At 62.5% G+C, this 18,975-nt stretch carries 21 protein-coding genes and 1 pseudogene; 15 read left to right on the plus strand and 7 right to left on the minus strand.

Going from position 1 to position 18,975, the window contains the following annotated elements; all coding sequences use genetic code 11:
* Window positions 1-76 precede the first annotated feature (76 nt).
* The 5 genes and pseudogenes from gatC (at window position 77) to NKJ78_RS03775 (ending at window position 3,728) form a co-directional block, all read left to right on the plus strand.
* Complete coding sequence (gatC, locus tag NKJ78_RS03755) at window positions 77-364, plus strand: Asp-tRNA(Asn)/Glu-tRNA(Gln) amidotransferase subunit GatC (RefSeq protein WP_023670999.1); 288 nt, start codon at window positions 77-79, stop codon at window positions 362-364.
* Between the two features lie 7 nt (window positions 365-371).
* Complete coding sequence (locus tag NKJ78_RS03760) at window positions 372-827, plus strand: GNAT family N-acetyltransferase (protein ID WP_023706217.1); 456 nt, start codon at window positions 372-374, stop codon at window positions 825-827.
* On the plus strand, window positions 827-2,392 hold the full coding sequence (locus NKJ78_RS03765; RefSeq protein WP_023738704.1) for an amidase: 1,566 nt from the start codon (window positions 827-829) through the stop codon (window positions 2,390-2,392). Before NKJ78_RS03760 ends, NKJ78_RS03765 begins: the two co-directional genes overlap by 1 nt.
* 1 nt (window position 2,393) lies before the next feature.
* Window positions 2,394-2,924: a hypothetical protein gene (locus NKJ78_RS03770; protein ID WP_023671002.1), complete on the plus strand. Its 531-nt coding sequence runs from the start codon at window positions 2,394-2,396 to the stop codon at window positions 2,922-2,924.
* 7 nt (window positions 2,925-2,931) lie between these two features.
* A pseudogene (locus NKJ78_RS03775) lies at window positions 2,932-3,728 on the plus strand (YdcF family protein).
* On the opposite strand, the gene NKJ78_RS03780 reads toward NKJ78_RS03775, so the two are convergent.
* On the minus strand, window positions 3,677-4,420 hold the full coding sequence (locus NKJ78_RS03780; protein ID WP_023671004.1) for a DUF599 domain-containing protein: 744 nt from the start codon (window positions 4,418-4,420) through the stop codon (window positions 3,677-3,679). The pseudogene NKJ78_RS03775 and the gene NKJ78_RS03780 sit on opposite strands and share 52 nt — an antisense overlap.
* A gap of 272 nt (window positions 4,421-4,692) precedes the next feature.
* Here NKJ78_RS03780 and NKJ78_RS03785 point away from each other — a divergent pair, with 272 nt between their 5' ends.
* From NKJ78_RS03785 to NKJ78_RS03800, 4 genes are all read left to right on the plus strand, one after another.
* Window positions 4,693-6,096: an L-serine ammonia-lyase gene (locus NKJ78_RS03785; protein ID WP_023738706.1), complete on the plus strand. Its 1,404-nt coding sequence runs from the start codon at window positions 4,693-4,695 to the stop codon at window positions 6,094-6,096.
* 78 nt (window positions 6,097-6,174) lie between these two features.
* On the plus strand, window positions 6,175-6,612 hold the full coding sequence (locus NKJ78_RS03790) for a DUF1489 family protein (RefSeq protein WP_023671006.1): 438 nt from the start codon (window positions 6,175-6,177) through the stop codon (window positions 6,610-6,612).
* 102 nt (window positions 6,613-6,714) lie between these two features.
* Window positions 6,715-7,446, plus strand: a complete 732-nt coding sequence (locus NKJ78_RS03795; protein ID WP_352459341.1) for a VWA domain-containing protein — start codon at window positions 6,715-6,717, stop codon at window positions 7,444-7,446.
* Entirely contained in the window at window positions 7,446-8,144 is a 699-nt protein-coding gene (locus NKJ78_RS03800; protein WP_023730128.1) for a DnaJ domain-containing protein, read from the plus strand. Before NKJ78_RS03795 ends, NKJ78_RS03800 begins: the two co-directional genes overlap by 1 nt.
* A 46-nt stretch (window positions 8,145-8,190) precedes the next feature.
* Here NKJ78_RS03800 and NKJ78_RS03805 read toward each other — a convergent pair whose 3' ends face one another.
* On the minus strand, window positions 8,191-9,585 hold the full coding sequence (locus NKJ78_RS03805) for an SPOR domain-containing protein (RefSeq protein ID WP_373420149.1): 1,395 nt from the start codon (window positions 9,583-9,585) through the stop codon (window positions 8,191-8,193).
* A 68-nt stretch (window positions 9,586-9,653) separates the two neighbouring features.
* On the opposite strand from NKJ78_RS03805, the gene NKJ78_RS03810 reads away from it, so the two are divergent.
* From NKJ78_RS03810 to clpA, 4 genes are all read left to right on the plus strand, one after another.
* The gene (locus tag NKJ78_RS03810; protein WP_156929783.1) at window positions 9,654-9,929 is read left to right on the plus strand and encodes a hypothetical protein; all 276 of its coding nucleotides are present in this window, start codon (window positions 9,654-9,656) and stop codon (window positions 9,927-9,929) included.
* On the plus strand, window positions 9,926-10,255 hold the full coding sequence (locus tag NKJ78_RS03815; protein ID WP_023671011.1) for a phasin family protein: 330 nt from the start codon (window positions 9,926-9,928) through the stop codon (window positions 10,253-10,255). The genes NKJ78_RS03810 and NKJ78_RS03815 overlap by 4 nt, the downstream gene beginning before the upstream one ends.
* Before the next feature lie 277 nt (window positions 10,256-10,532).
* Window positions 10,533-10,859: an ATP-dependent Clp protease adapter ClpS gene (gene clpS / locus NKJ78_RS03820; protein ID WP_023671012.1), complete on the plus strand. Its 327-nt coding sequence runs from the start codon at window positions 10,533-10,535 to the stop codon at window positions 10,857-10,859.
* A gap of 6 nt (window positions 10,860-10,865) precedes the next feature.
* Window positions 10,866-13,355, plus strand: a complete 2,490-nt coding sequence (clpA, locus tag NKJ78_RS03825; protein ID WP_023684681.1) for an ATP-dependent Clp protease ATP-binding subunit ClpA — start codon at window positions 10,866-10,868, stop codon at window positions 13,353-13,355.
* A 99-nt stretch (window positions 13,356-13,454) separates the two neighbouring features.
* Here clpA and NKJ78_RS03830 read toward each other — a convergent pair whose 3' ends face one another.
* The 5 genes from NKJ78_RS03830 to NKJ78_RS03850 all read right to left on the minus strand — a co-directional run bounded on the left by NKJ78_RS03830 (window position 13,455) and on the right by NKJ78_RS03850 (window position 17,673).
* Entirely contained in the window at window positions 13,455-14,597 is a 1,143-nt protein-coding gene (locus NKJ78_RS03830; RefSeq protein ID WP_352459340.1) for a phosphatase PAP2 family protein, read from the minus strand.
* 73 nt (window positions 14,598-14,670) lie between these two features.
* Window positions 14,671-15,099 (minus strand): HIT family protein, encoded by a 429-nt coding sequence (locus NKJ78_RS03835; RefSeq protein WP_023684683.1) that lies wholly within the window; start codon window positions 15,097-15,099, stop codon window positions 14,671-14,673.
* 96 nt (window positions 15,100-15,195) lie between these two features.
* Complete coding sequence (locus NKJ78_RS03840) at window positions 15,196-16,410, minus strand: GNAT family N-acetyltransferase (protein ID WP_023738708.1); 1,215 nt, start codon at window positions 16,408-16,410, stop codon at window positions 15,196-15,198.
* A 55-nt stretch (window positions 16,411-16,465) separates the two neighbouring features.
* A complete protein-coding gene (locus tag NKJ78_RS03845; protein WP_023738709.1) occupies window positions 16,466-17,194 on the minus strand; it encodes a glycerophosphodiester phosphodiesterase in 729 nt (242 codons plus the stop codon).
* 14 nt (window positions 17,195-17,208) lie between these two features.
* On the minus strand, window positions 17,209-17,673 hold the full coding sequence (locus NKJ78_RS03850) for a RidA family protein (protein WP_023693441.1): 465 nt from the start codon (window positions 17,671-17,673) through the stop codon (window positions 17,209-17,211).
* Window positions 17,674-17,811: 138 nt separating this feature from the next.
* Here NKJ78_RS03850 and NKJ78_RS03855 point away from each other — a divergent pair, with 138 nt between their 5' ends.
* Both NKJ78_RS03855 and NKJ78_RS03860 read left to right on the plus strand, forming a co-directional pair.
* The gene (locus NKJ78_RS03855; protein WP_023724373.1) at window positions 17,812-18,642 is read left to right on the plus strand and encodes a cell envelope integrity EipB family protein; all 831 of its coding nucleotides are present in this window, start codon (window positions 17,812-17,814) and stop codon (window positions 18,640-18,642) included.
* 44 nt (window positions 18,643-18,686) lie between these two features.
* A complete protein-coding gene (locus tag NKJ78_RS03860; RefSeq protein WP_023671020.1) occupies window positions 18,687-18,965 on the plus strand; it encodes a DUF4031 domain-containing protein in 279 nt (92 codons plus the stop codon).
* Window positions 18,966-18,975: the final 10 nt, after the last annotated feature.

Here is an 18,975-nt window from a genome sequence, read left to right on the forward strand (position 1 = left end):
CCCCAAGCACGATCGATGTTGCGCGGCACGCGCCACGCCGCTATAGCGCCATCTGGTTTTCCCAAAGGCTAAAGACATGTCCGTTGATCTGCAAACTGTGAAGCGCGTCGCGCGTCTCGCCCGCATTGCGGTGAGCGAGGAGGATGCCGAGCGCATGACCGGCGAGCTGAACGCCATTCTGGGCTTTGTCGAGCAGCTGAACGAGGTTGATGTCTCCGGCGTCGAGCCGATGACATCGGTGACGCCGATGGAGATGAAGAAGCGCCAAGACATCGTCACCGACGGCAACAAGGCCGCCGATATCGTCGCCAATGCGCCGGCCACTGACGAGAATTTCTTCCTCGTGCCGAAGGTCGTGGAGTAGGCGGCCGATGGCAATCGAGATCGCGATCGAAACGCCGCTGCAGGACGATGTCCGCGCTTTGGTCGAGGAGCTCAACGCGACGCTGCTCGAACTGACGCCGCCGGAGCATTGCTACCATCTGACGGTCGAGCAGATGGCTGGCGACGACACCACCGTGTTCATCGCCCGCGACGACGGGCAAGCCATCGGTTGCGGCGCGCTGAAGCGCCATGACGCCCGCGTCGGTGAGGTCAAGCGCATGTACACGCGGCCCTCGCATCGCGGCAGGAAGATCGGCGCCAAGATCGTCGAGCATGTCGAAACGCTGGCGCGCAGCGAAGGGCTGAAGCGCCTGGTGCTTGAAACCGGCGACCGCCATCCCGCCGCCTGGACCGTCTATGAACGCGCCGGCTTCTCGCGCTGCGGGCCGGTGCTGGATTATCCCGATTCCGAGTGGTCGGTGTTTTACGAAAAGAGCCTTTGATGAGCGAACTGACCCATCTGACAATTTCGCAGGCGCGCGCCAAGCTGCGCGCCAAGGAGATTTCGGCCGTCGAAATCACCGAGGCCTATCTCGGTGCCATCGAGCGCGCCAATCCGGTGCTCAATGCCTACATCGTCGTCACCGGCGACAAGGCGCGCGATATGGCCAAAGCTTCCGACGCCAGGCTCGCCAAGGGCCAGGGCGGTGCGCTGGAAGGCGTCCCGCTCGGCATCAAGGACCTGTTCGGCACCGAAGGTATCCACACCCAGGCCTGCAGCCATGTGCTGGACGGCTTCAAGCCGCGCTACGAATCGACCGTCACCGCCAATCTGTGGGCAGACGGCGCCGTCATGCTGGGCAAGCTTAACATGGACGAGTTCGCCATGGGCTCGTCCAACGAGACCTCCTATTACGGCCCTGTCGTCAATCCGTGGCGGCGTTCGCGCCTCGACACGGTGGTGATGCCGACCACGCATCAGGGCGATGGCGGTTTCGTTTCGGCCGGCGGCACCAAGACCGCGCGCACGCTGGACAATGCCCAACTGGTGCCGGGGGGCTCGTCGGGGGGCTCGGCTTCCGCCGTCTCGGCTTTCCTGTGCGCCGGCGCCACCGCCACCGACACCGGCGGCTCGATCCGCCAGCCAGCCGCCTTCACCGGCACCGTCGGCATCAAGCCGACCTATGGCCGCTGCTCGCGCTGGGGCATCGTCGCCTTCGCTTCGTCGCTCGATCAGGCGGGCCCGATCGCCCGGGACGTGCGCGATGCCGCGATCATGCTGAAGTCCATGGCCTCGGTCGACGCCAAGGACACCACTTCCGTCGACCGGCCGGTGCCGGATTACGAGGCGGCGATCGGCAAACCGATCAGGGGCATGAAGGTCGGCATTCCCCGGGAATACCGCGTCGACGGCATGCCGGAAGAGATCGAGGCGCTGTGGCAGAAGGGCATTGCCTGGCTCAGGGATGCCGGCGCCGAGATCGTCGACATCTCGCTGCCGCACACCAAATACGCTTTGCCGGCTTATTATATCGTTGCGCCCGCCGAAGCGTCATCCAATCTGGCGCGCTATGACGGCGTCCGCTACGGCCTGCGCGTGCCGGGCCAGGACATTGTCGACATGTACGAAAAGACCCGAGCCGCCGGGTTCGGTCGGGAGGTCAAGCGTCGCATCATGATCGGCACCTATGTGCTGTCGGCAGGCTATTACGATGCCTACTATCTGCAGGCGCAGAAGGTGCGCAATTTGATCAAGCGTGACTTCGAGACGGTTTTTGCCGACGGCGTCGACGTCATCCTGACGCCGGCGACGCCGTCGGCCGCCTTCGGCATCGCTGACGAGGACATGGCCGCCGATCCGGTGAAAATGTACCTCAACGACATTTTCACGGTGACCGTGAACATGGCCGGACTGCCGGGCATTGCCGTGCCTGCCGGCCTCGATGCCAAGGGCCTGCCGCTCGGCCTGCAGCTGATTGGCCGTCCCTTCGACGAGGAAACCCTGTTCCAGACAGCCGCCGCCATCGAGCAGGCGGCGGGAACCTTCCAGCCGGAGAAGTGGTGGTAGCATGCCGCCTCCGTCTCGCATTTCCATCGTCGAGACGGGAAACGAACTGCTGATCACGAACCCGCCACGCACCTCGGATTTCAGGACAGTCTTTGTCCTGATCGGGGCCGCGATCGTCGCCTACACCGGCTACATGGGATTGACGGATATGTCGTCCGCAACGCTCACCAGCGGGACGCTCGGCCTGCTGTCCTTCGTGGCGGTCATTGCCCTCTTCACCTATTTCCTGGGCAAGGATTTCATCTGGCGGGTGTTCGGCAGGGAAACCCTGCGGCTGACCGACACCGCAGCCGTTCGCTCGGTGAGGGGTTCTTTGCGAAATCGGTGGTCACTGCCTTTGAAAGGGCATCTTAGGGTCGAAATCCTCGACCATACCTATCCCACGGACGAAGTGGGACTGTCGGAAGTCATCAGCTTGACCAACGCGAACGGCGTCCTTGTTTTCGGCAGGGAGTTAAGCCGCCTCGAAGCGGAAGCGGTAGCGAGTGCGGTCGAGCACTTCACCGGCCGTCACAATTTGAGCTGGAGATAGGCAGGCAATGTTCTTCTATCTCTCCAAGGTATTCTGGTTCTTCGTCCAACCACTCAACCTGGCGACCTTCCTGCTGCTTGCCGGCTTGCTCGCGGCGCTGATCGGCCGCCGGCGATTGGCGGCGACGGGCAGTGTGTTCGCCTTCCTGATTCTGGCGCTGTCGGCCTGGACGTCGCTTGGCGCCATGATGCTCAATCCGCTCGAAGAGCGCTTCCCAAAGCCGCCGCTGCCGCGGAAGGTCGACGGCATTGTCGTGCTCGGCGGCGGCTTCGAGGGCGCCATCAACTTGGCGCGCGGCGGCTATGAGCTGAATTCCGGCGGCGACCGCATGGTCGAGGCGGCGATCCTTGCCCGGCGCTTTCCCGAGGCGAAAGTGGTTATCTCGGGCGGCACCGGTGAACTGTTCATCGATGGCGAGGGCGATGCGGCCACCGCGCCGCGCCTGCTCGGTGCGCTTGGCGTCGACGCGGATCGCCTGATGCTCGAGAACAAATCCCGCAACACCTATGAGAATGCCGTCTTCACCAAGGAACTAGTAACGCCGAAACCGGGCGAGACCTGGCTGCTGGTGACCTCCGCCTTCCACATGCCGCGCGCCAAGGCACTGTTCGACAAGGCCGGCTTTCAGCCGGTCCCGTGGCTGTCGACTATCGCACCTCGGGCAATGAAGGCTTTGGCCTGTTTCGCGACAACGCACCCGATTCGCTGCAGACCACGACCATGGCGATCCGCGAATGGATCGGGCTCGCCGCCTATTGGCTATCGGGCCGGATCGACCAGCTTTTCCCCGGCCCGGGCGGCTGACCGATCACCGCTTGCCTTGCGGCGGAAAAGAACTGACGCCGCACCAGCACCGCCAGAAGCAGCAGAGTCGACAGCACGAACACGATCGGGTCGACGAACCAGCCGAGATAGCCGATCGAGAAGAACACCGCGCGCAGCCCTGAATTGAAGTGCTTGCCGGCAAGCATGTTCATGCGCGCCGCGCGCCACACCGCCGTTTCGCTGACCGGGTTGCGTGACGCCTCGCCATAGGGGATCGGCACCGCGCCGATCAGGATCGTGCAGTAGTTGAAGAGACGGTAGGCCCAGCCGAACTTGAAGAAGGCGAAGGCCAGGATCAGCACCAGGCCAAAGACCTTGATCTGGAAGGCGGAGCGCGATGAGGTCGCGTTCAACGGCAGGTCGTTCAGCACGGCAAGGACCTGATCCGAGGCGCCAAGCAGCGCGAAACAGCCACCGAGCGCAATCAGCGAACTGGAGGCGAAAAAGGCGGTGCCTTGCTGCAGGCCGCTCATGATGGCGGTGTCGACGATGCGGATTTCGCGCTCGGCCATGGTGCGCATCCAGGCCTCGCGCTGCACGTTCATGGCCATCGTCAACGACACCCGGCTGACCAGTCTGCCGTCGGACGCCAGCGTATGCAGCAACCATGCGAGCAGGAAAAAAGCCAGCGCCGCCAGATCAGCCGTCGACAGATGGAAGGAATCGCCCATGCCCCCTTTTACCACAGGCAAAGCGGTCAGTTCGATGCTCCAATGCATGCCGCCCAGAGGTGAGCTGCGGTTCTGGGACAACGACATGCATTGAAACAAGAACTTAAAGCGCGTCGCATGAATCCGTTTCAGCGCGACGCGCTTTCAGCCGGTGATGTCGCTGCCGGAGCAAACAAGGTCGGCAGGTGCAGCGCCGCAATCCGCAAAACAGCACAAACATCATGGAAAGTCCTATATGTAGGTCTTGATCCCATTCCCGGAGACGGCGCAGCGTGTTTCTTTCGGTTTTCGACCTGTTCAAGATCGGCATCGGACCGTCGAGTTCGCACACGATGGGACCGATGACAGCGGCGCGGCGGTTTCTCGACGAGATCGCCGGAGACGACTGGCCGCGCCCGGCCGGCGCGAAAGTTGATCGTCTGGGCGCCAGCCTGCACGGTTCGCTCGCCTATACCGGTATCGGCCATGGCTCGGATCGCGCCGTTGTCCTCGGCCTTGCTGGCCTGACACCGCAGACGGTCGATCCCGATCAGGCCGAAGGCATCGCCACGCGCATCGCCGCCGAGAAGCGGATATCGCCACACGGCCATCCCTCCTATCGCTTCGACCCGGCGACGGATCTGGTGCTCGACCGCAAGACGCCGCTCACCGGCCACGCCAACGGCATGGCCTTCTACGCTTACGATGCCGGCGACCGGCTGCTGCTCAAGCGCATCTACTATTCCATCGGCGGCGGCTTCGTGGTGTCCGAGGAAGAGCTGCAGCGGATGAAGGTGAAGGGCTCGGTGACCACAGAAGGCAAGAAGGTGCCCTATCCCTTCAAGAATGCCGTCGAGATGCTGAAGATGGCAGGCAAAAGCGGCCTGTCTATCGCCGACATGAAGCGCATCAATGAAGAGACGCATATGTCGCGCGAGGAGCTCGACAGCGGCCTTGATGCGATCTGGGGCGCCATGAAGGGCTGCATCGACCGCGGCCTGTCGCAGGACGGCATCATGCCGGGCGGGCTGAAAGTGCGCCGTCGTGCCCGCATGCTGCACGACAAGCTGCAGGAGCAATGGCAGCAGAACAAGCCCAACCCTTTGCTGGCCAATGACTGGCTGTCGATCTACGCCATGGCGGTGAACGAAGAGAACGCGGCCGGTGGACGCGTCGTCACCGCGCCCACCAATGGTGCGGCCGGCACATTGCCGGCGGTGCTGCGTTACTGGCTGCATTTCCACCCCGAGGCCGACCAGCCGAGCATCCGCGACTTCCTGCTCACGGCCGCCGCCGTCGGCGGCATCATCAAGACCAATGCCTCGATCTCCGGCGCCGAGGTCGGCTGCCAGGGCGAGGTCGGTTCGGCCTCGGCGATGGCTGCCGCGGGTCTCTGCGCCGTCATGGGCGGCACGCCCGAGCAGGTCGAGAACGCCGCCGAAATCGCGCTCGAACATCATCTCGGCATGACTTGCGATCCAGTCGGCGGTCTGGTCCAGGTGCCTTGCATCGAGCGCAACGCGCTCGGCGCCGTCAAGGCGGTCACCGCCGCCTCTCTGGCGATCAAAGGCGACGGCGTCCATTTCGTGCCGCTCGACGCCGCGATCGAAACAATGCGCCAGACGGGCCTCGACATGAACGAGAAGTACAAGGAAACCAGCCTTGGTGGGCTCGCCGTCAATGTCGTGGAATGCTGACCGTGCAACGCCACTGGCACTGTGGAGAAGTCGGGCAGGGCCGTTGACGCAATCGCGCGCCGGACTAAACCTTAAGCGATGGCACTCAATCTCCTAAAACTGTGCGTCGGTTGCGACAGCGTCGAGGACCTCGAAGAATGGATCGCCTTCCGCCTCGATGAGCGCCGCCGCGCCGGCGAACCCGCCGAGCACTGGCACACCACCCGCATGGTGCCGACGCGCGGCGCCGAGGTCACCGATGGCGGTTCGCTTTATTGGGTGATCAAGGGCAGCGTGCAATGCCGCCAGTTGATCACTGATATCAGGCCCTTTACCGACGACGAAGGCATCGGCCGTTGCCGCCTGATGCTCGACCTCGACGTCGTCCGCACCGACTGGCAGCCGCGCCGCGCCTTCCAGGGCTGGCGTTATCTCAAACCGTCGGATGCGCCCGCCGATATCGGCAAGGGCAAGGCCGGAATGGTCGAGATGCCGCCGAAACTGAAGCGCGAGCTCGCCGATCTGGGCTTGTTGTAAGGCCACGGCGCGGCCGCTTCTCCCAGAGCGTCGAGCGCTGGCCCTCCATCTTGTCCAAGGCTGGACTTGCAAGGGGCCCGACAACGCCACATCTTGATTCTTATGAGCGACAAGAAGCAGCGCGTGCCCGCAAGGGCCGATCCTGCGCCGGTCAAGCCTCAATCCAATGCCGGCGAGATCGACGCCTTCATCCGTCAGGCCCGGACGCTTGCCGCGTCCGCGACCGGCTGCGGGCGGCTGATCCTTGCGCTCGACGCAACGATGAGCCGCCAGCCGACCTGGGATGTCGCCGCCAAGCTGCAGGGCGAGATGTTCGACGCCGTCGGCAAGGCCGGCACCCTCAGTGTCCAACTGGCCTATTTTCGCGGGTTGGGCGAGTGCCGCTCGTCGGCTTTTGTCGCCGACACCAATGCCCTGAAGCAGCTGATGACGCGGATCGACTGCCGTGCCGGCCACACCCAGATCGGCAAGGTGCTGGCGCATGCGCTGAAGGAAACGGCGGCGGCCAAGGTCAATGCTCTGGTCTATATCGGCGACGCCATGGAAGAGGATATCGACGACCTGGCGCAGAAGGCCGGCAGCCTCGGTCTGCACGGCGTTCCCGTCTTCGTCTTCCAGGAAGGCCATGATCCCGGCGCAGAAAAGGCGTTCAAGGAGATTGCGCGGCTGTCCAAAGGGGCTTGGTTCCGATTTGATCGGCGGGCTGCCGCGACCTTGGCCGGGCTGCTTTCGGCGGTTGCCGTCTATGCGACGGGTGGATTGAAGGCGCTCGAGGCAAGGGACAGGCCGGGAGATCGGCTGCTGATCGAGCATCTCAGGGGCGGCGGGAATTGATGGGCGCTATCATTGCACTTGTTGCACTGTTTCTGGTGCTGCTCGGCGCGGCGACGATCTTTGTCCGTGCCGATGCGCAAAAACTGGCAAGCGGCATGCGCACGCTCGGGCCGGTGCTTCTGGCGCTGGTTGGCCTTGCCGTGCTGGTGGTCGGGCGCGAAGGCATTGCCGGCCTCATCCTGGCCGCGGCCCTTGCCTGGTACGGTTCGATGCGAATGAAGCGGCCGTCGGTCGGGCCGGCGCCCGGCAAGCGCTCGACGGTGCGGACCGCCGCACTGGAAATGGAGCTTGATCACGATACGGGCGGGCTTGAAGGCCTGGTTCTGGCCGGCCGCCATGAAGGCAAGATGCTGGGCGCGATGGGCTTGGCCGAGCTGCAGCAGCTTTACCGCGAACTCCCCGGCGACCCGGAGAGCCGCCAGCTCCTAGAGACGTATCTTGACGGCCGTTTTCCCGTCTGGCGCAACGACGCTGAGGCGAACGGTGGCGAAGGGCTGGGTGTTGCGCCAGGTGCGGGCGCCATGACTAAGGAGGAGGCCTACAAGATCCTTGGTCTTGAAGCGGGGGCCGCCGCGGCGGATGTCCGCAAGGCGCACCGCCGCCTGATGCAGCGCCTGCACCCCGACATCGGCGGCACGTCTTTCCTGGCGGCGCGGATCAACGAAGCCAAGGACGTCTTGCTCTCCAATCACAACTAGTCTCCTTCGACGCAGTAAATTTCCGGGAGATGGTTCCGACGCCGCCCTACTGTTGGACGGCGTAGCAGGCGATTTTCTTTTTCTTCAGGGCATTGCAGGCATTCCAGGCCGCGTCCTTCGAGCGGAAGCCGCCGAACCGGGCGCGGTAATAGGTCTCGCCATCCTTTTCGAAGGCGACGGTGAAACCGGAAGCAGCCCCAAGAACTTTGGGCGCCAGCTTGGCGGTCTTGTCGAGGAAAGCCTGGGCTTCGGACTGCTTGGGCGACGACGCCACCTGCACCGCCCAACCAGCCGGCACCGAGGCCGTGTTGACCGGGTCGACCGCCTGTGGGGATACAGGCGTGGGTTCGGCATAGGCAGCCACAATCTGCGCAGTTTCGACCTTCGGCGCCGTCACGATGACGGTCTTGACCTTCCTGGTCTTGACGACGGGGGCGGGCTCTTCGACCGCGGCCACCGTCTGTTCGTCGGCAGACTGGCCTTCAGCAGACTGCTCGTCAGCGGATGTCGGATCGTCATTGGACGCTACGGCATCGTCTTCAACGATCGGCTTGCCATCCGGCGTCGGCGCGTCATGCTTGGGCAGGAAGACCTTGGCCAGCGCCTTGACCGGATTGTCGCCGCCGGCCTTGGCGACCAGGGCGCCGCCGCCGCGGGTCGATGCGCGCGGCATGTAGGCGTTGATCAGGCCGGCCATCTGGTTGTCGCGGCTGCGCCCCGAAGTGCCGCCCATGACGACGGCGACGAGGCGGCGGTTGCCATCCGAAACCGACGAGACGAGGTTGAAGCCGGAGGCGCGGGTATAGCCGGTCTTGATGCCGTCGACGCCCTTGATGCGGCCGAGCAGACGGTTGTGGCCATTGATGCGCTGGCGGCCGTAAAGGAAGGAGCGCTGCGAGAAATAGCCGTAATACTGCGGATAATGTTCCCTGAGCGCTATGCCAAGCATCGCCATGTCGTGGGCGGTTGTGAACTGGCCTGGATCGGGCAGGCCGTTGGCATTGCGAAACACGGTGCCGTCCATGCCGAGCGCGCGCGCCTTGGCGGTCATCATGCGGGCGAAATTGCTTTCGCTGCCGCCGAGCAGTTCGCCGAGCGCGGTCGCCGAATCATTGGCCGACTTGGTCACCATCGACAGGATGGCGGTCTCGACCGAAACCGCTCCGCCCGCCTTGACGCCGAGCTTGGTCGGCGGTTCGGCCGCCGCTTTGGCCGAGAACGGCACGGGCGTGTTCCTGCTGATCCGGCCCTTCGCCATGGCCTCGAAGGTCAGATAGAGCGTCATCATCTTGGTCAGCGACGCCGGGTAGCGCCGGCCGTTGGCATCGGACGAATAAAGCACCTTGCCGGTCTTGGCGTCGACGACGATCGCCGAAGACCTGGCGGCCATCGAGGACGCGGCATCCGCAACGACAAATGACATCGCCAAAGCGAGGATCATGATCGTTTTGAGGGAAGATGCGGATTTTGAACCGAAGACCGACAACGCCTGACGCACTGATAGTTCCTTTGAAACTCATTGCCATGGAGGCGGCAAAGGGATCCGACCTCACTTGTCGTCAAACTATCGCGGCCAGCGTTACCAATCCGTTTATGGTAACCGGCGCGTTCACCATTTTCCTCGGGCTTGAGCTTTTCTTTATTCGAATTTTAGCTGTTGCCGGCGCAGCGCGGCCTGATGCCGCTGAAATCTTGACTTTTGTGCAGCGCACAATATATTCTCGTGCATTGCACAACCGCGCTCAGGCAAGGGCGCTTCAAAACGCCAAGGGAAACGTCAAATGACCCAGACCTACGAGGACTTCTCGAAATACGGCAAGGAGTTTGCCGATACCGGATTGAAGAGCTTCACCTCGCTCTCCAAGGGCGCGCAGGCGATCGCCACTGAAGCTGGCGAATACACCAAGAAGAGCTTCGAAGCCGGCAGCGCCGCGGTCGAAAAGCTGTTCTCCGCCAAGTCGCTGGAAAAGGCGGTCGAGATCCAGTCCGACTTCGCCAAGCAGAGCTATGAGAGCTTCGTTGCCGAGGCGACCAAGTTCGGCGATCTCTATGCCGATCTCGCCAAGGAGGCTTACAAGCCCTTCGAATCGATTGTCGCCAAGGCGAAGTAATTTCGCTCGAGAATACCAGGCACGGCCTTTCGGGCTTGCAAAACAGACCCGGTCGCGGATGCGCGGCCGGGTTTTTTCATGCCGGTTTCAATTCCGGGGCTTTGGCGGTTCACGATTTTGAAAATCGCCTCGGTTTGCCCACCTAGCCATATTGTCAGCTAACAAGAAGGGCTTAAAATCGTCCATCGAACACCTACATATCGAACTCGCCATGGGGATTCGAAAGAGGCAGGATTACGTGACTTCAGGTTTGACTGCCACGACAAGCGTGGTGCGGATGCAAAGTGACGGCGACGGCAATGAGGCCGGTCGCGGCACAGCCGTCATTACGCGCACCAAGACCAAGACCAAGAAGCCCAGCCTTTACAGGGTCCTCATCCTCAACGACGACTATACGCCCATGGAGTTCGTGGTTCACGTCCTGGAGCGTTTTTTTCAAAAGGACCGCGAAGCCGCCACACGCATCATGCTTCATGTTCACAATCATGGGGTGGGCGAGTGCGGGGTCTATACATTCGAGGTGGCCGAGACCAAAGTGTCTCAGGTCATGGATTTCGCCCGACAGAATCAGCATCCGCTGCAATGCGTGATGGAGAAGAAGTGAGGTAACATGCCGGCTTTCTCCCAAGGCCTGGAAAAGGCGCTTCACCAGGCGCTGACGCTCGCCAATGAGCGGCACCATGAATATGCAACCCTAGAACATCTGCTGCTCGCCCTCATCGACGACACCGAGGCGGCCGCCGTTATGCGCGCCTGCAACGTCGATCTCGACGAGCTGAAGCACACCGTTCTGACCTATATCGACACCGAACTCGACAATCTGGTCACCGGTTACGATGAGGATTCCAAGCCGACCGCCGGCTTCCAGCGCGTCATCCAGCGCGCCGTGATCCATGTGCAGTCATCCGGCCGCGAGGAAGTGTCCGGCGCCAACGTGCTCGTCGCCATCTTTGCCGAGCGCGAGAGCCATGCCGCTTATTTCCTGCAGGAACAGCAGATGACCCGCTACGACGCGGTCAACTACATCTCGCACGGCATCGCCAAGCGCCCCGGCGCATCGGAGACGCGCTCGCCGCGCGGCGCCGATGACGAGCAGGGCGGCCAGAACGGCGCCGAGCCGCAGGAGGAAGGCGGCAAGAAGAAGCAGCAGCAGGATGCGCTGACTGCCTATTGCGTCAACCTCAACAACAAAGCCAAGGCCGGCAAGATCGATCCGCTGATCGGCCGCGAGAGCGAAATCAACCGCACCATCCAGGTGCTGTGCCGCCGCTCCAAGAACAACCCGCTCTATGTCGGCGATCCCGGCGTCGGCAAGACGGCGATTGCCGAAGGTCTGGCCAAGCGCATCGTCGAAGGCGATGTGCCCGAAGTGCTGCAGGACGCCACCATTTTCGCGCTCGACATGGGCACGCTTCTGGCCGGCACGCGCTACCGTGGCGATTTCGAAGAGCGGCTGAAGCAGGTCGTCAAGGAGCTCGAGGATTATCCGGGCGCCGTGCTGTTCATCGACGAGATCCACACCGTCATCGGCGCCGGTGCGACGTCCGGCGGCGCGATGGATGCGTCGAACCTGTTGAAGCCGGCGCTGTCTTCGGGTGCCATCCGCTGCATCGGCTCGACCACTTACAAGGAGTTCCGCCAGTTCTTCGAGAAGGACCGCGCTCTGGTGCGGCGCTTCCAGAAGATCGACGTCAACGAGCCGACCATCGAGGACGCCATCGAGATCATGAAGGGCCTCAAGCCCTATTATGAGGAATTCCACAAGGTGAAGTTCACCAACGAGGCGATCAAGGCTTCGGTGGAACTGTCGGCCCGCTACATCAACGACCGCAAGCTGCCGGACAAGGCGATCGACGTGATCGACGAGACCGGCGCCTCGCAGATGCTGGTGCCGGAAGCCAAGCGCAAGAAGACGATCGGCATCAAGGAGATCGAAGCCACGATCGCCACGATGGCCCGCATCCCGCCGAAGACGGTTTCGGCCGACGACGAGAAGGTGCTGCAAGGCCTCGACATCGAGCTGAAGCGCGTCGTCTATGGCCAGGACACCGCCATCACCGCGCTGACCTCGGCGATCAAGCTGGCGCGTGCCGGCCTGCGCGAACCGGAAAAGCCGATCGGCTCCTACCTGTTCTCAGGCCCGACCGGCGTCGGCAAGACCGAAGTCGCCAAGCAGTTGGCTGCCTCGCTCGGCGTCGAGCTGATCCGCTTCGACATGTCGGAATATATGGAACGCCACACCGTCTCGCGGTTGATCGGCGCGCCTCCCGGCTATGTCGGCTTCGACCAGGGCGGCTTGTTGACCGACGGGGTCGACCAGCATCCGCACTGCGTGCTCTTGCTGGATGAAGTCGAGAAGGCGCATCCGGACCTGTTCAACATCCTGTTGCAGGTCATGGACCACGGCAAGCTGACCGACCACAACGGCAAGCAGATCGACTTCCGCAATGTCATCCTTATCATGACCACCAATGCAGGCGCATCCGATGCGCAGCGCGCGGCGATCGGTTTCGGATCGACCAAGCGCGAAGGCGACGATGTCGAGGCCATCAACCGGTTGTTCACGCCGGAGTTCCGCAACCGTCTCGATGCGATCATCCCGTTCGGTTCGCTGCCGGTGCCGGTCATCCATCAGGTGGTGCAGAAGTTCGTCATGCAGCTCGAGGCCCAGCTCTCCGAGCGGGGCGTCACCTTCGACCTGTCGTCCGACGCGATCGCCTGGCTGGCCGACAAGGGCTATGATGAGCGCATGGGTGCGCGGCCGCTCGGCCGGGTCATCCAGGAGCACATCAAGAAGCCGTTGGCCGACGAGGTGCTGTTCGGCAAGCTCAAGAAGGGCGGCACGGTGCGCGTCACCGTCGAGAAGAAGGAAACCGGCGAAACCGGCCTGAAGCTCGAATCACTGGCCGACGAAGCCCCGGTGCAGCCGAAGCAGGAGCCGGAAGAGACGCCGAAAGCCCGCAAGGCGGTGGCCAAGAAGCCCGTCGCCAAGAAGGCGGTGGCGCAGAAGCCTCAGCCCAAGGGCAAGGACGAGCCTGAGCCCAAGGGCAAGGATGGCGGCAAGCGCAGCCTGGTGCCGCAACTGCCGCGCAAGAGCTGAAAGGTTCGCCTATGAAGGGCCCGGTGACGGGCCCTTTTTTCATTGGCTGGCCGGTTTGCCGACACAGCGCCCCTGCTTTTCAGGGCAGATGTTGTTAGGTCAGGCGGCGACGCCCTCGGGTGCAAACTTGCCCAGGAAGTACCCGCACGCCTTCCAGATGGCGATCGAAATCAGAACGCTCGCATAGCCATCCACGGCATAATGCCAGCCAAGGACGACCGAGCCGACCATGATGATTGCGGCGAATGCCCACATCAAAAGGCCGGCCAACCGTGAGCGGCGTGTTGCATAAAGCGCGAAAAGCACCGCCATCGCTACATGCATGGACGGGAAGGCGGATATGCCGAGACTGCCTGGCGTCGCCCCGATATAGCCGCTCCACACAATGTCCTGCGTGCTGAGCGCCCAGATCGGATAGATGCGATCGGCGGCGGCGAGTGCTTGCATCAGGGAATGATAGTCGCTGCCCAGCCCCAGTCGCTCGTAAAAGCACGGCCCTGCCGAAGACAGGCCCATCGCCAGGAAAAAACCCGCCAGTATCCACACGAGCATGAAGCTCATCAGGAACTGGTGACGCAGCTTCGTGTCCCTGCGCGTGATGCAAGCGATGAAGACCGAGGCGATAAGGACGACGAACCAGGAATTGTAAGCCAGGTTGAACGATCTTACGGCGAGCGGCGACTGGACGATAAACCATAGCCATTCATGGGGCGCTCGGCCGAAATGCAGCACCCGGTCGGCCTGAGCCAATGCGTGATCCCATGCGAATGGCGAAAGGATCGCGACCGCGCCTTTCAACACACCGAAAGCGGATATGAGCGCAATGCACGCGGCCAGACCATTCAGGCTGTTGGCGTTGCGCTCGGCGTCGCCGAAGACGCCGCCGATCGATCGCAGGAAAGTGCCGAGCGGCTCAGGATCCCGCTTGATGAGTGCAAGGTGAAAAAAGCTGCCGAGTGCGAAGGCGCAGCCACCGATCCAGAAAGCGAAAAGAAGGTATTGGGAATAGTCTTCCAGCACGCCGAAATCCGGCATGTTTCCGGTGCGCAGGCCGACCGCGGCTGCCAAAGGCAGGGCAGCGATGGCCATCGCGTGCAGCAGGCGGTGTCGCCGGTACGCGTCCGCCAAGGTGCGCAGAAAGGCCCGCCCGGCAGCTGCTTTTACCAACGGCTCTGATGTCGCAACCGAATGTTCCACGATTTTGAAAACCCAAACGCATCCCGGTACGGAGCACGTTATCACGGCGTGGTTTGATATTTTCCTAACCGACGTGGTGGATTGTGGCTGAGCGCATCGCCCTGAGGCGCGCGCCACCTCAACCGTTCAGCGCTGCTCGGATCTTCGCCGCGTTCTCCGTCAGCACTTCGGGCTTCTCCATCTGCCCCGTATGCGGCTTGAGCGCGATGCCTTCGAACCGCGGGATGACATGGACATGTAGGTGGTAGACGGTCTGGCCGGACGCCGGTTCGTTGAACTGCAGGATGGTGACCCCGTCAGCGCCGAAAGCCTTTTTGACCGCCAGCGCGACCGTTTGGACCGTGGTGAACAGCCGGCCGAGCGTCGCGGGATCGGCATCGAGCAGATTGCGCGACGGTGCTTTGGGCACCACCAGCGTGTGACCGGGGCCTTGCGGCATCACATCCATGAAGGCGACCACGGCATCATCCTCGTAGATGCGGTGCGAGGGGATTTCGCCGCGCAGGATCTTTGCGAAGATATTGCTGGGGTCGTAGGCCTCGGTCATGGCGGCGCTCCGGGAGTATGCTCCCGGTGTAGCGAAGCTGTCCCGGACCGGCAAGATGGTCAGGTAAGATGGTCAGGCGAGGGCAGGCGCGGATCGCTATTCCTCAAGATCCTTGCGGAACGGCGTATGCTCTTCCAGAATTTCGCCCATCCGCTCGACCTCGCGCCGCTCACGCCGGAGATAATCGGCCACAGCATTGCGCAGGCCGGCATGTGCGATGTAGTGCGCCGAATGCATGGTCACGGGACGATAGCCGCGCGCCAGTTTGTGCTCACCCTGCGCGCCGGCCTCGATCACCTTCAGCTTGCGCTCGATGGCGAAGTCGATGGCCTGATGGTAGCAGACTTCGAAATGCAGGAACGGGTGGTCCTCGATGCAGCCCCAATTGCGGCCGTAGAGCGCATCGGAGCCGATGAAGTTGATGGCGCCGGCGACATAGCGGCCATTGCGCTTGGCCATGACCAACAGGATGTCCTGGGACATGCGCTCCCCGATCAGCGAGAAGAACTTGCGGTTGAGATAGGGCCGGCCCCATTTGCGGCTGCCGGTATCCATGTAGAAGGCGAAGAAATCGTCCCAGGCCTTTTCGGTCAGGTCCTTGCCGGTGAGCCGGTCGATCGAGATATTGTTGGCGAGCGCCTCGCGGCGCTCCTTCTTCATCGCCTTGCGCTTGCGCGATGCCAGCGTGGCGAGAAAGTCGTCATAGGTCGAAAAGCCTTCGTTGAAGAAATGGAACTGCTGGTCGGTGCGGTGCAGGAAGCCGGCTGCTTCCAGCGTTGCAACGTCGCTTTCATTGGCGAAGGTGACATGCGCGGAGGACACGCCGAGCTTTTCCGTCACCGCCTTCAGGCCCGCTGCGAGACCGGCCTTCACAATGGCGCTGTCCTCGCCCTTGCTGACCAGCAGGCGAGGGCCGGTGACCGGAGAGAACGGCACGGCGCATTGCAGTTTCGGATAGTAGTTGCCGCCGGCGCGTTCGAACGCATCGGACCAGCCGTGGTCGAAGACATATTCGCCCTGGCTGTGCGATTTGAGATAGCAGGGCACGGCGCCCAGCAATCTGCCTTGGGCATTTTCCAGTCTGAGATGATGACCTTGCCAGCCGGTACGCCGCACGGCGCAGCCGGAATCTTCAAGCGCGCTCAGAAAAGCATATGAAACGAGAGGGTTATAGCCATTTTCTGTGTCGCTGCGGGTTGTGCCGGTAAAGCCGTTCCACTCGTCGCAGGTGAAGGCATTGATGCCGGCGGCGACGCGGATGGAAAACTCCGCATTCGCCGTTTGCCCGTCGCCTTCATCACCCTGATCCATGGGGCTTATTTAAGCTCTGTCGGGGCCGCTACAAGTCACGTTTCAGGCACTTCCATCAGGCGACATTGACCAGATCGGGTTCGAACCCTTCGAACGTCATCTGGTCGGCGTATTTGAAAGTGAGATCCACCGCCGGCTGGTCATGCACCGTCCAGGTGATGACAGGCATTTTAAGCCTTTCGCGCACGAAGCTGACGAACGGGTTCGGCAGATCGCCCGCGGCATAGGAGGTGAAGGCGAGGTCATGCGCCAGCATGGCGAAATGCGCCTCGATCAACTGGTTGTCCTTGCCATAGGCCGTGAGCCCGCCCGGAATTCCTGGCGCATCCCTGGGGAAATCGCGGACCAGCCAGTGGTCGAACGACATGATCGCCGCCTTGGCCTTGTAGCGCTCCAGCATCTTGCCGACGCTTGCCACCAAGCCCTCGTCGTAACCGGGCACACCCTTCAGTTCGACAACCATCGGCACACGGCCGTCGACCAAGTCGAGCGCTTCTTGCAGTGTCGGCACATGGTCCTTGGTGCCGCCGATCCTGAGCGCCGCCAGTTCCGCTGCCGTGCGCTGCCAGACGAAGCCGTCCTGGCCGGTCAACCGCCTGAGATCGCCGTCATGAATGATGACGGGGACGCGGTCGGACGACAAATGCACGTCGCATTCGATCGCATAGCCGCGCTCGGCGGCAGCAGCGAAGGCCGACAGCGTGTTTTCCCAGCGCGTCTTGTTCATGTCGTGAAAGCCGCGATGCGCCACCGGGCGGGCGGTCAGCCAGGAAAGGTCGGTCATTGTCTTGGTCCTGCTCATGCGACCTCGAAGACGGCTTCGATTTCCACTGCGGCATTAAGCGGCAGACAGGCGGTGCCGACGGCGGAGCGGGCATGCTTGCCGCGCTCGCCAAGGGCTGCGACCAGGAAATCGGAGGCGCCGTTGGCGACCAGATGCTGCTCGACGAAATCCGGCACTGATGCAACAAAGACGGTGATCTTGACCAGCCGCTGGATTTTTTCGAGATCGCCAAGTGCTGCTTTTGCCTGCGCCAAGATGTTGATTGCACAGTACTTTGCGCCTTCCTTGCCGGTTGCGGTATCGACGTCGCGGCCGAGCAGGCCGCTTGCCTGCAGCTTGCCGTCCTTGAGCGGCAACTGCCCGGCGGTGAACAAAAGATTGCCGGACCTGCAATAGGGCACATAGTTCGCGGCGGGCGCTGCGGCGGCAGGTATCGTCACGCCGAGATCGCTTAGCCGCTTTTCGATTGTTTCACTCATGGTATTTCCCTATTGCTTGGAGACGCCGCGCTGGCCGAGCCGAAATTGCTATTTTTGCCTCGCTTCCGCCACGACTTTTTTTAAGCTGGACCATCTTTACCTGCGGCCTGCCATCAGCTGCGACGATCGGAGCCCCTTATGCGCGCAACGCGCCTTGCCTTCCACGCCGTTCTCTTTCCGGTGCTGTTCTCGATGGCTCCAGCCTTTGCCGTGCCGGCGCTGCAGGCGCATCGCGCCGTCTACGATCTTACCCTCGACAAGGCGTCGGACCGCTCGGGTATCACCGGCATTTCCGGCCGCATGGTCTATGAGTTCAACGGCTCGCCCTGCGAGGGCTATACGGTAAAATTCCGTTTCGTCACCCAGATCGCCACCGGCGACAACACCAGGCTGACCGACCAGCAGACGACCACGTTCGAGGACGCCGAAGGCAAGACCTTCTCGTTCGTGACCAAATCCTTCGTCGACCAGAACCTCGACAAGGAGGTCAAGGGCACCGCCACGAAAGAGACCAAGGGCCTCAAAGTCGACATTGACAAGCCCGAGAAGAACAGCCTGGAACTTGCCACCACCCAGTTCCCGACCCAGCATCTGGTCGAACTGATCGGCAAGGCCGAGAAGGGCGAGAATTTCTACGAAACCAGCCTGTTCGACGGTTCGGAGGATGCCAACAAGGTGATGACCACCACCGTCATCGTCGGCAAGAAGGCCGAGGGCGACAAGGCCGACCCCGAAGCGCCGGCGCTGGCCAAGCTTGCCGGCGACAAATACTGGCCGGTCGACATCGCCTATTTCGACGAGACCGACAAATCGGGCGAAGAGGTGCCGGAATACCGCATCAGCTTCAAGCTGCACGAGAACGGCATCACCCGCGACCTCACAATGGACTATGGCGAGTTCTCGATGACCGGAAAGCTGGTCAACCTGTCGCTGTTCGATCAGACCAAGCCTTGCCCCGTCTCGAAATAGCAACAATGCGGCGCTGGCCACGGCAGGCTTGATGGCAGTTCCCGATGGCGGTCTATGTCGATGCGGCAATCTGGAAATGGGCCGGCCATCGCTGGTGCCACCTGATGGCCGACGATACGGACGAACTGCATCGTTTCGCCGCCGAACTTGGCGTCAAGCGTTCGTCCTACCAAGGGCCGCCCAGGACATCGGCGCCGCACTATGACATAACCGGCTTCGAGCGCGACCGGGCGGTGCGGCTCGGCGCCATCGAATGCAGCCGCGAGGAGATCGTTGCGATCTTCAGGCGCGTACGGGTACCCAACGGAAAGGGCCGGTCGTGACGCTAACGGC

It is taken from the genome of Mesorhizobium sp. M0037 (assembly GCF_040323635.1).
GTDB lineage: Bacteria > Pseudomonadota > Alphaproteobacteria > Rhizobiales > Rhizobiaceae > Mesorhizobium.

Bases quoted from the DNA above. Each gene is read 5' to 3' on its own strand.
- gatC (WP_023670999.1), top strand. From the start codon at position 77: ATGTCCGTTGATCTGCAAACTGTGAAGCGCGTCGCGCGTCTCGCCCGC.
- NKJ78_RS03760 (WP_023706217.1), top strand. From the start codon at position 372: ATGGCAATCGAGATCGCGATCGAAACGCCGCTGCAGGACGATGTCCGC.
- NKJ78_RS03765 (WP_023738704.1), top strand. From the start codon at position 827: ATGAGCGAACTGACCCATCTGACAATTTCGCAGGCGCGCGCCAAGCTG.
- NKJ78_RS03770 (WP_023671002.1), top strand. From the start codon at position 2,394: ATGCCGCCTCCGTCTCGCATTTCCATCGTCGAGACGGGAAACGAACTG.
- NKJ78_RS03780 (WP_023671004.1), bottom strand. From the start codon at position 4,420: ATGGGCGATTCCTTCCATCTGTCGACGGCTGATCTGGCGGCGCTGGCT.
- NKJ78_RS03790 (WP_023671006.1), top strand. From the start codon at position 6,175: ATGGCACTCAATCTCCTAAAACTGTGCGTCGGTTGCGACAGCGTCGAG.
- NKJ78_RS03795 (WP_352459341.1), top strand. From the start codon at position 6,715: ATGAGCGACAAGAAGCAGCGCGTGCCCGCAAGGGCCGATCCTGCGCCG.
- NKJ78_RS03800 (WP_023730128.1), top strand. From the start codon at position 7,446: ATGGGCGCTATCATTGCACTTGTTGCACTGTTTCTGGTGCTGCTCGGC.
- NKJ78_RS03805 (WP_373420149.1), bottom strand. From the start codon at position 9,585: ATGATCCTCGCTTTGGCGATGTCATTTGTCGTTGCGGATGCCGCGTCC.
- NKJ78_RS03815 (WP_023671011.1), top strand. From the start codon at position 9,926: ATGACCCAGACCTACGAGGACTTCTCGAAATACGGCAAGGAGTTTGCC.
- clpS (WP_023671012.1), top strand. From the start codon at position 10,533: ATGCAAAGTGACGGCGACGGCAATGAGGCCGGTCGCGGCACAGCCGTC.
- clpA (WP_023684681.1), top strand. From the start codon at position 10,866: ATGCCGGCTTTCTCCCAAGGCCTGGAAAAGGCGCTTCACCAGGCGCTG.
- NKJ78_RS03835 (WP_023684683.1), bottom strand. From the start codon at position 15,099: ATGACCGAGGCCTACGACCCCAGCAATATCTTCGCAAAGATCCTGCGC.
- NKJ78_RS03840 (WP_023738708.1), bottom strand. From the start codon at position 16,410: ATGGATCAGGGTGATGAAGGCGACGGGCAAACGGCGAATGCGGAGTTT.
- NKJ78_RS03845 (WP_023738709.1), bottom strand. From the start codon at position 17,194: ATGACCGACCTTTCCTGGCTGACCGCCCGCCCGGTGGCGCATCGCGGC.
- NKJ78_RS03850 (WP_023693441.1), bottom strand. From the start codon at position 17,673: ATGAGTGAAACAATCGAAAAGCGGCTAAGCGATCTCGGCGTGACGATA.
- NKJ78_RS03855 (WP_023724373.1), top strand. From the start codon at position 17,812: ATGCGCGCAACGCGCCTTGCCTTCCACGCCGTTCTCTTTCCGGTGCTG.
- NKJ78_RS03860 (WP_023671020.1), top strand. From the start codon at position 18,687: ATGGCGGTCTATGTCGATGCGGCAATCTGGAAATGGGCCGGCCATCGC.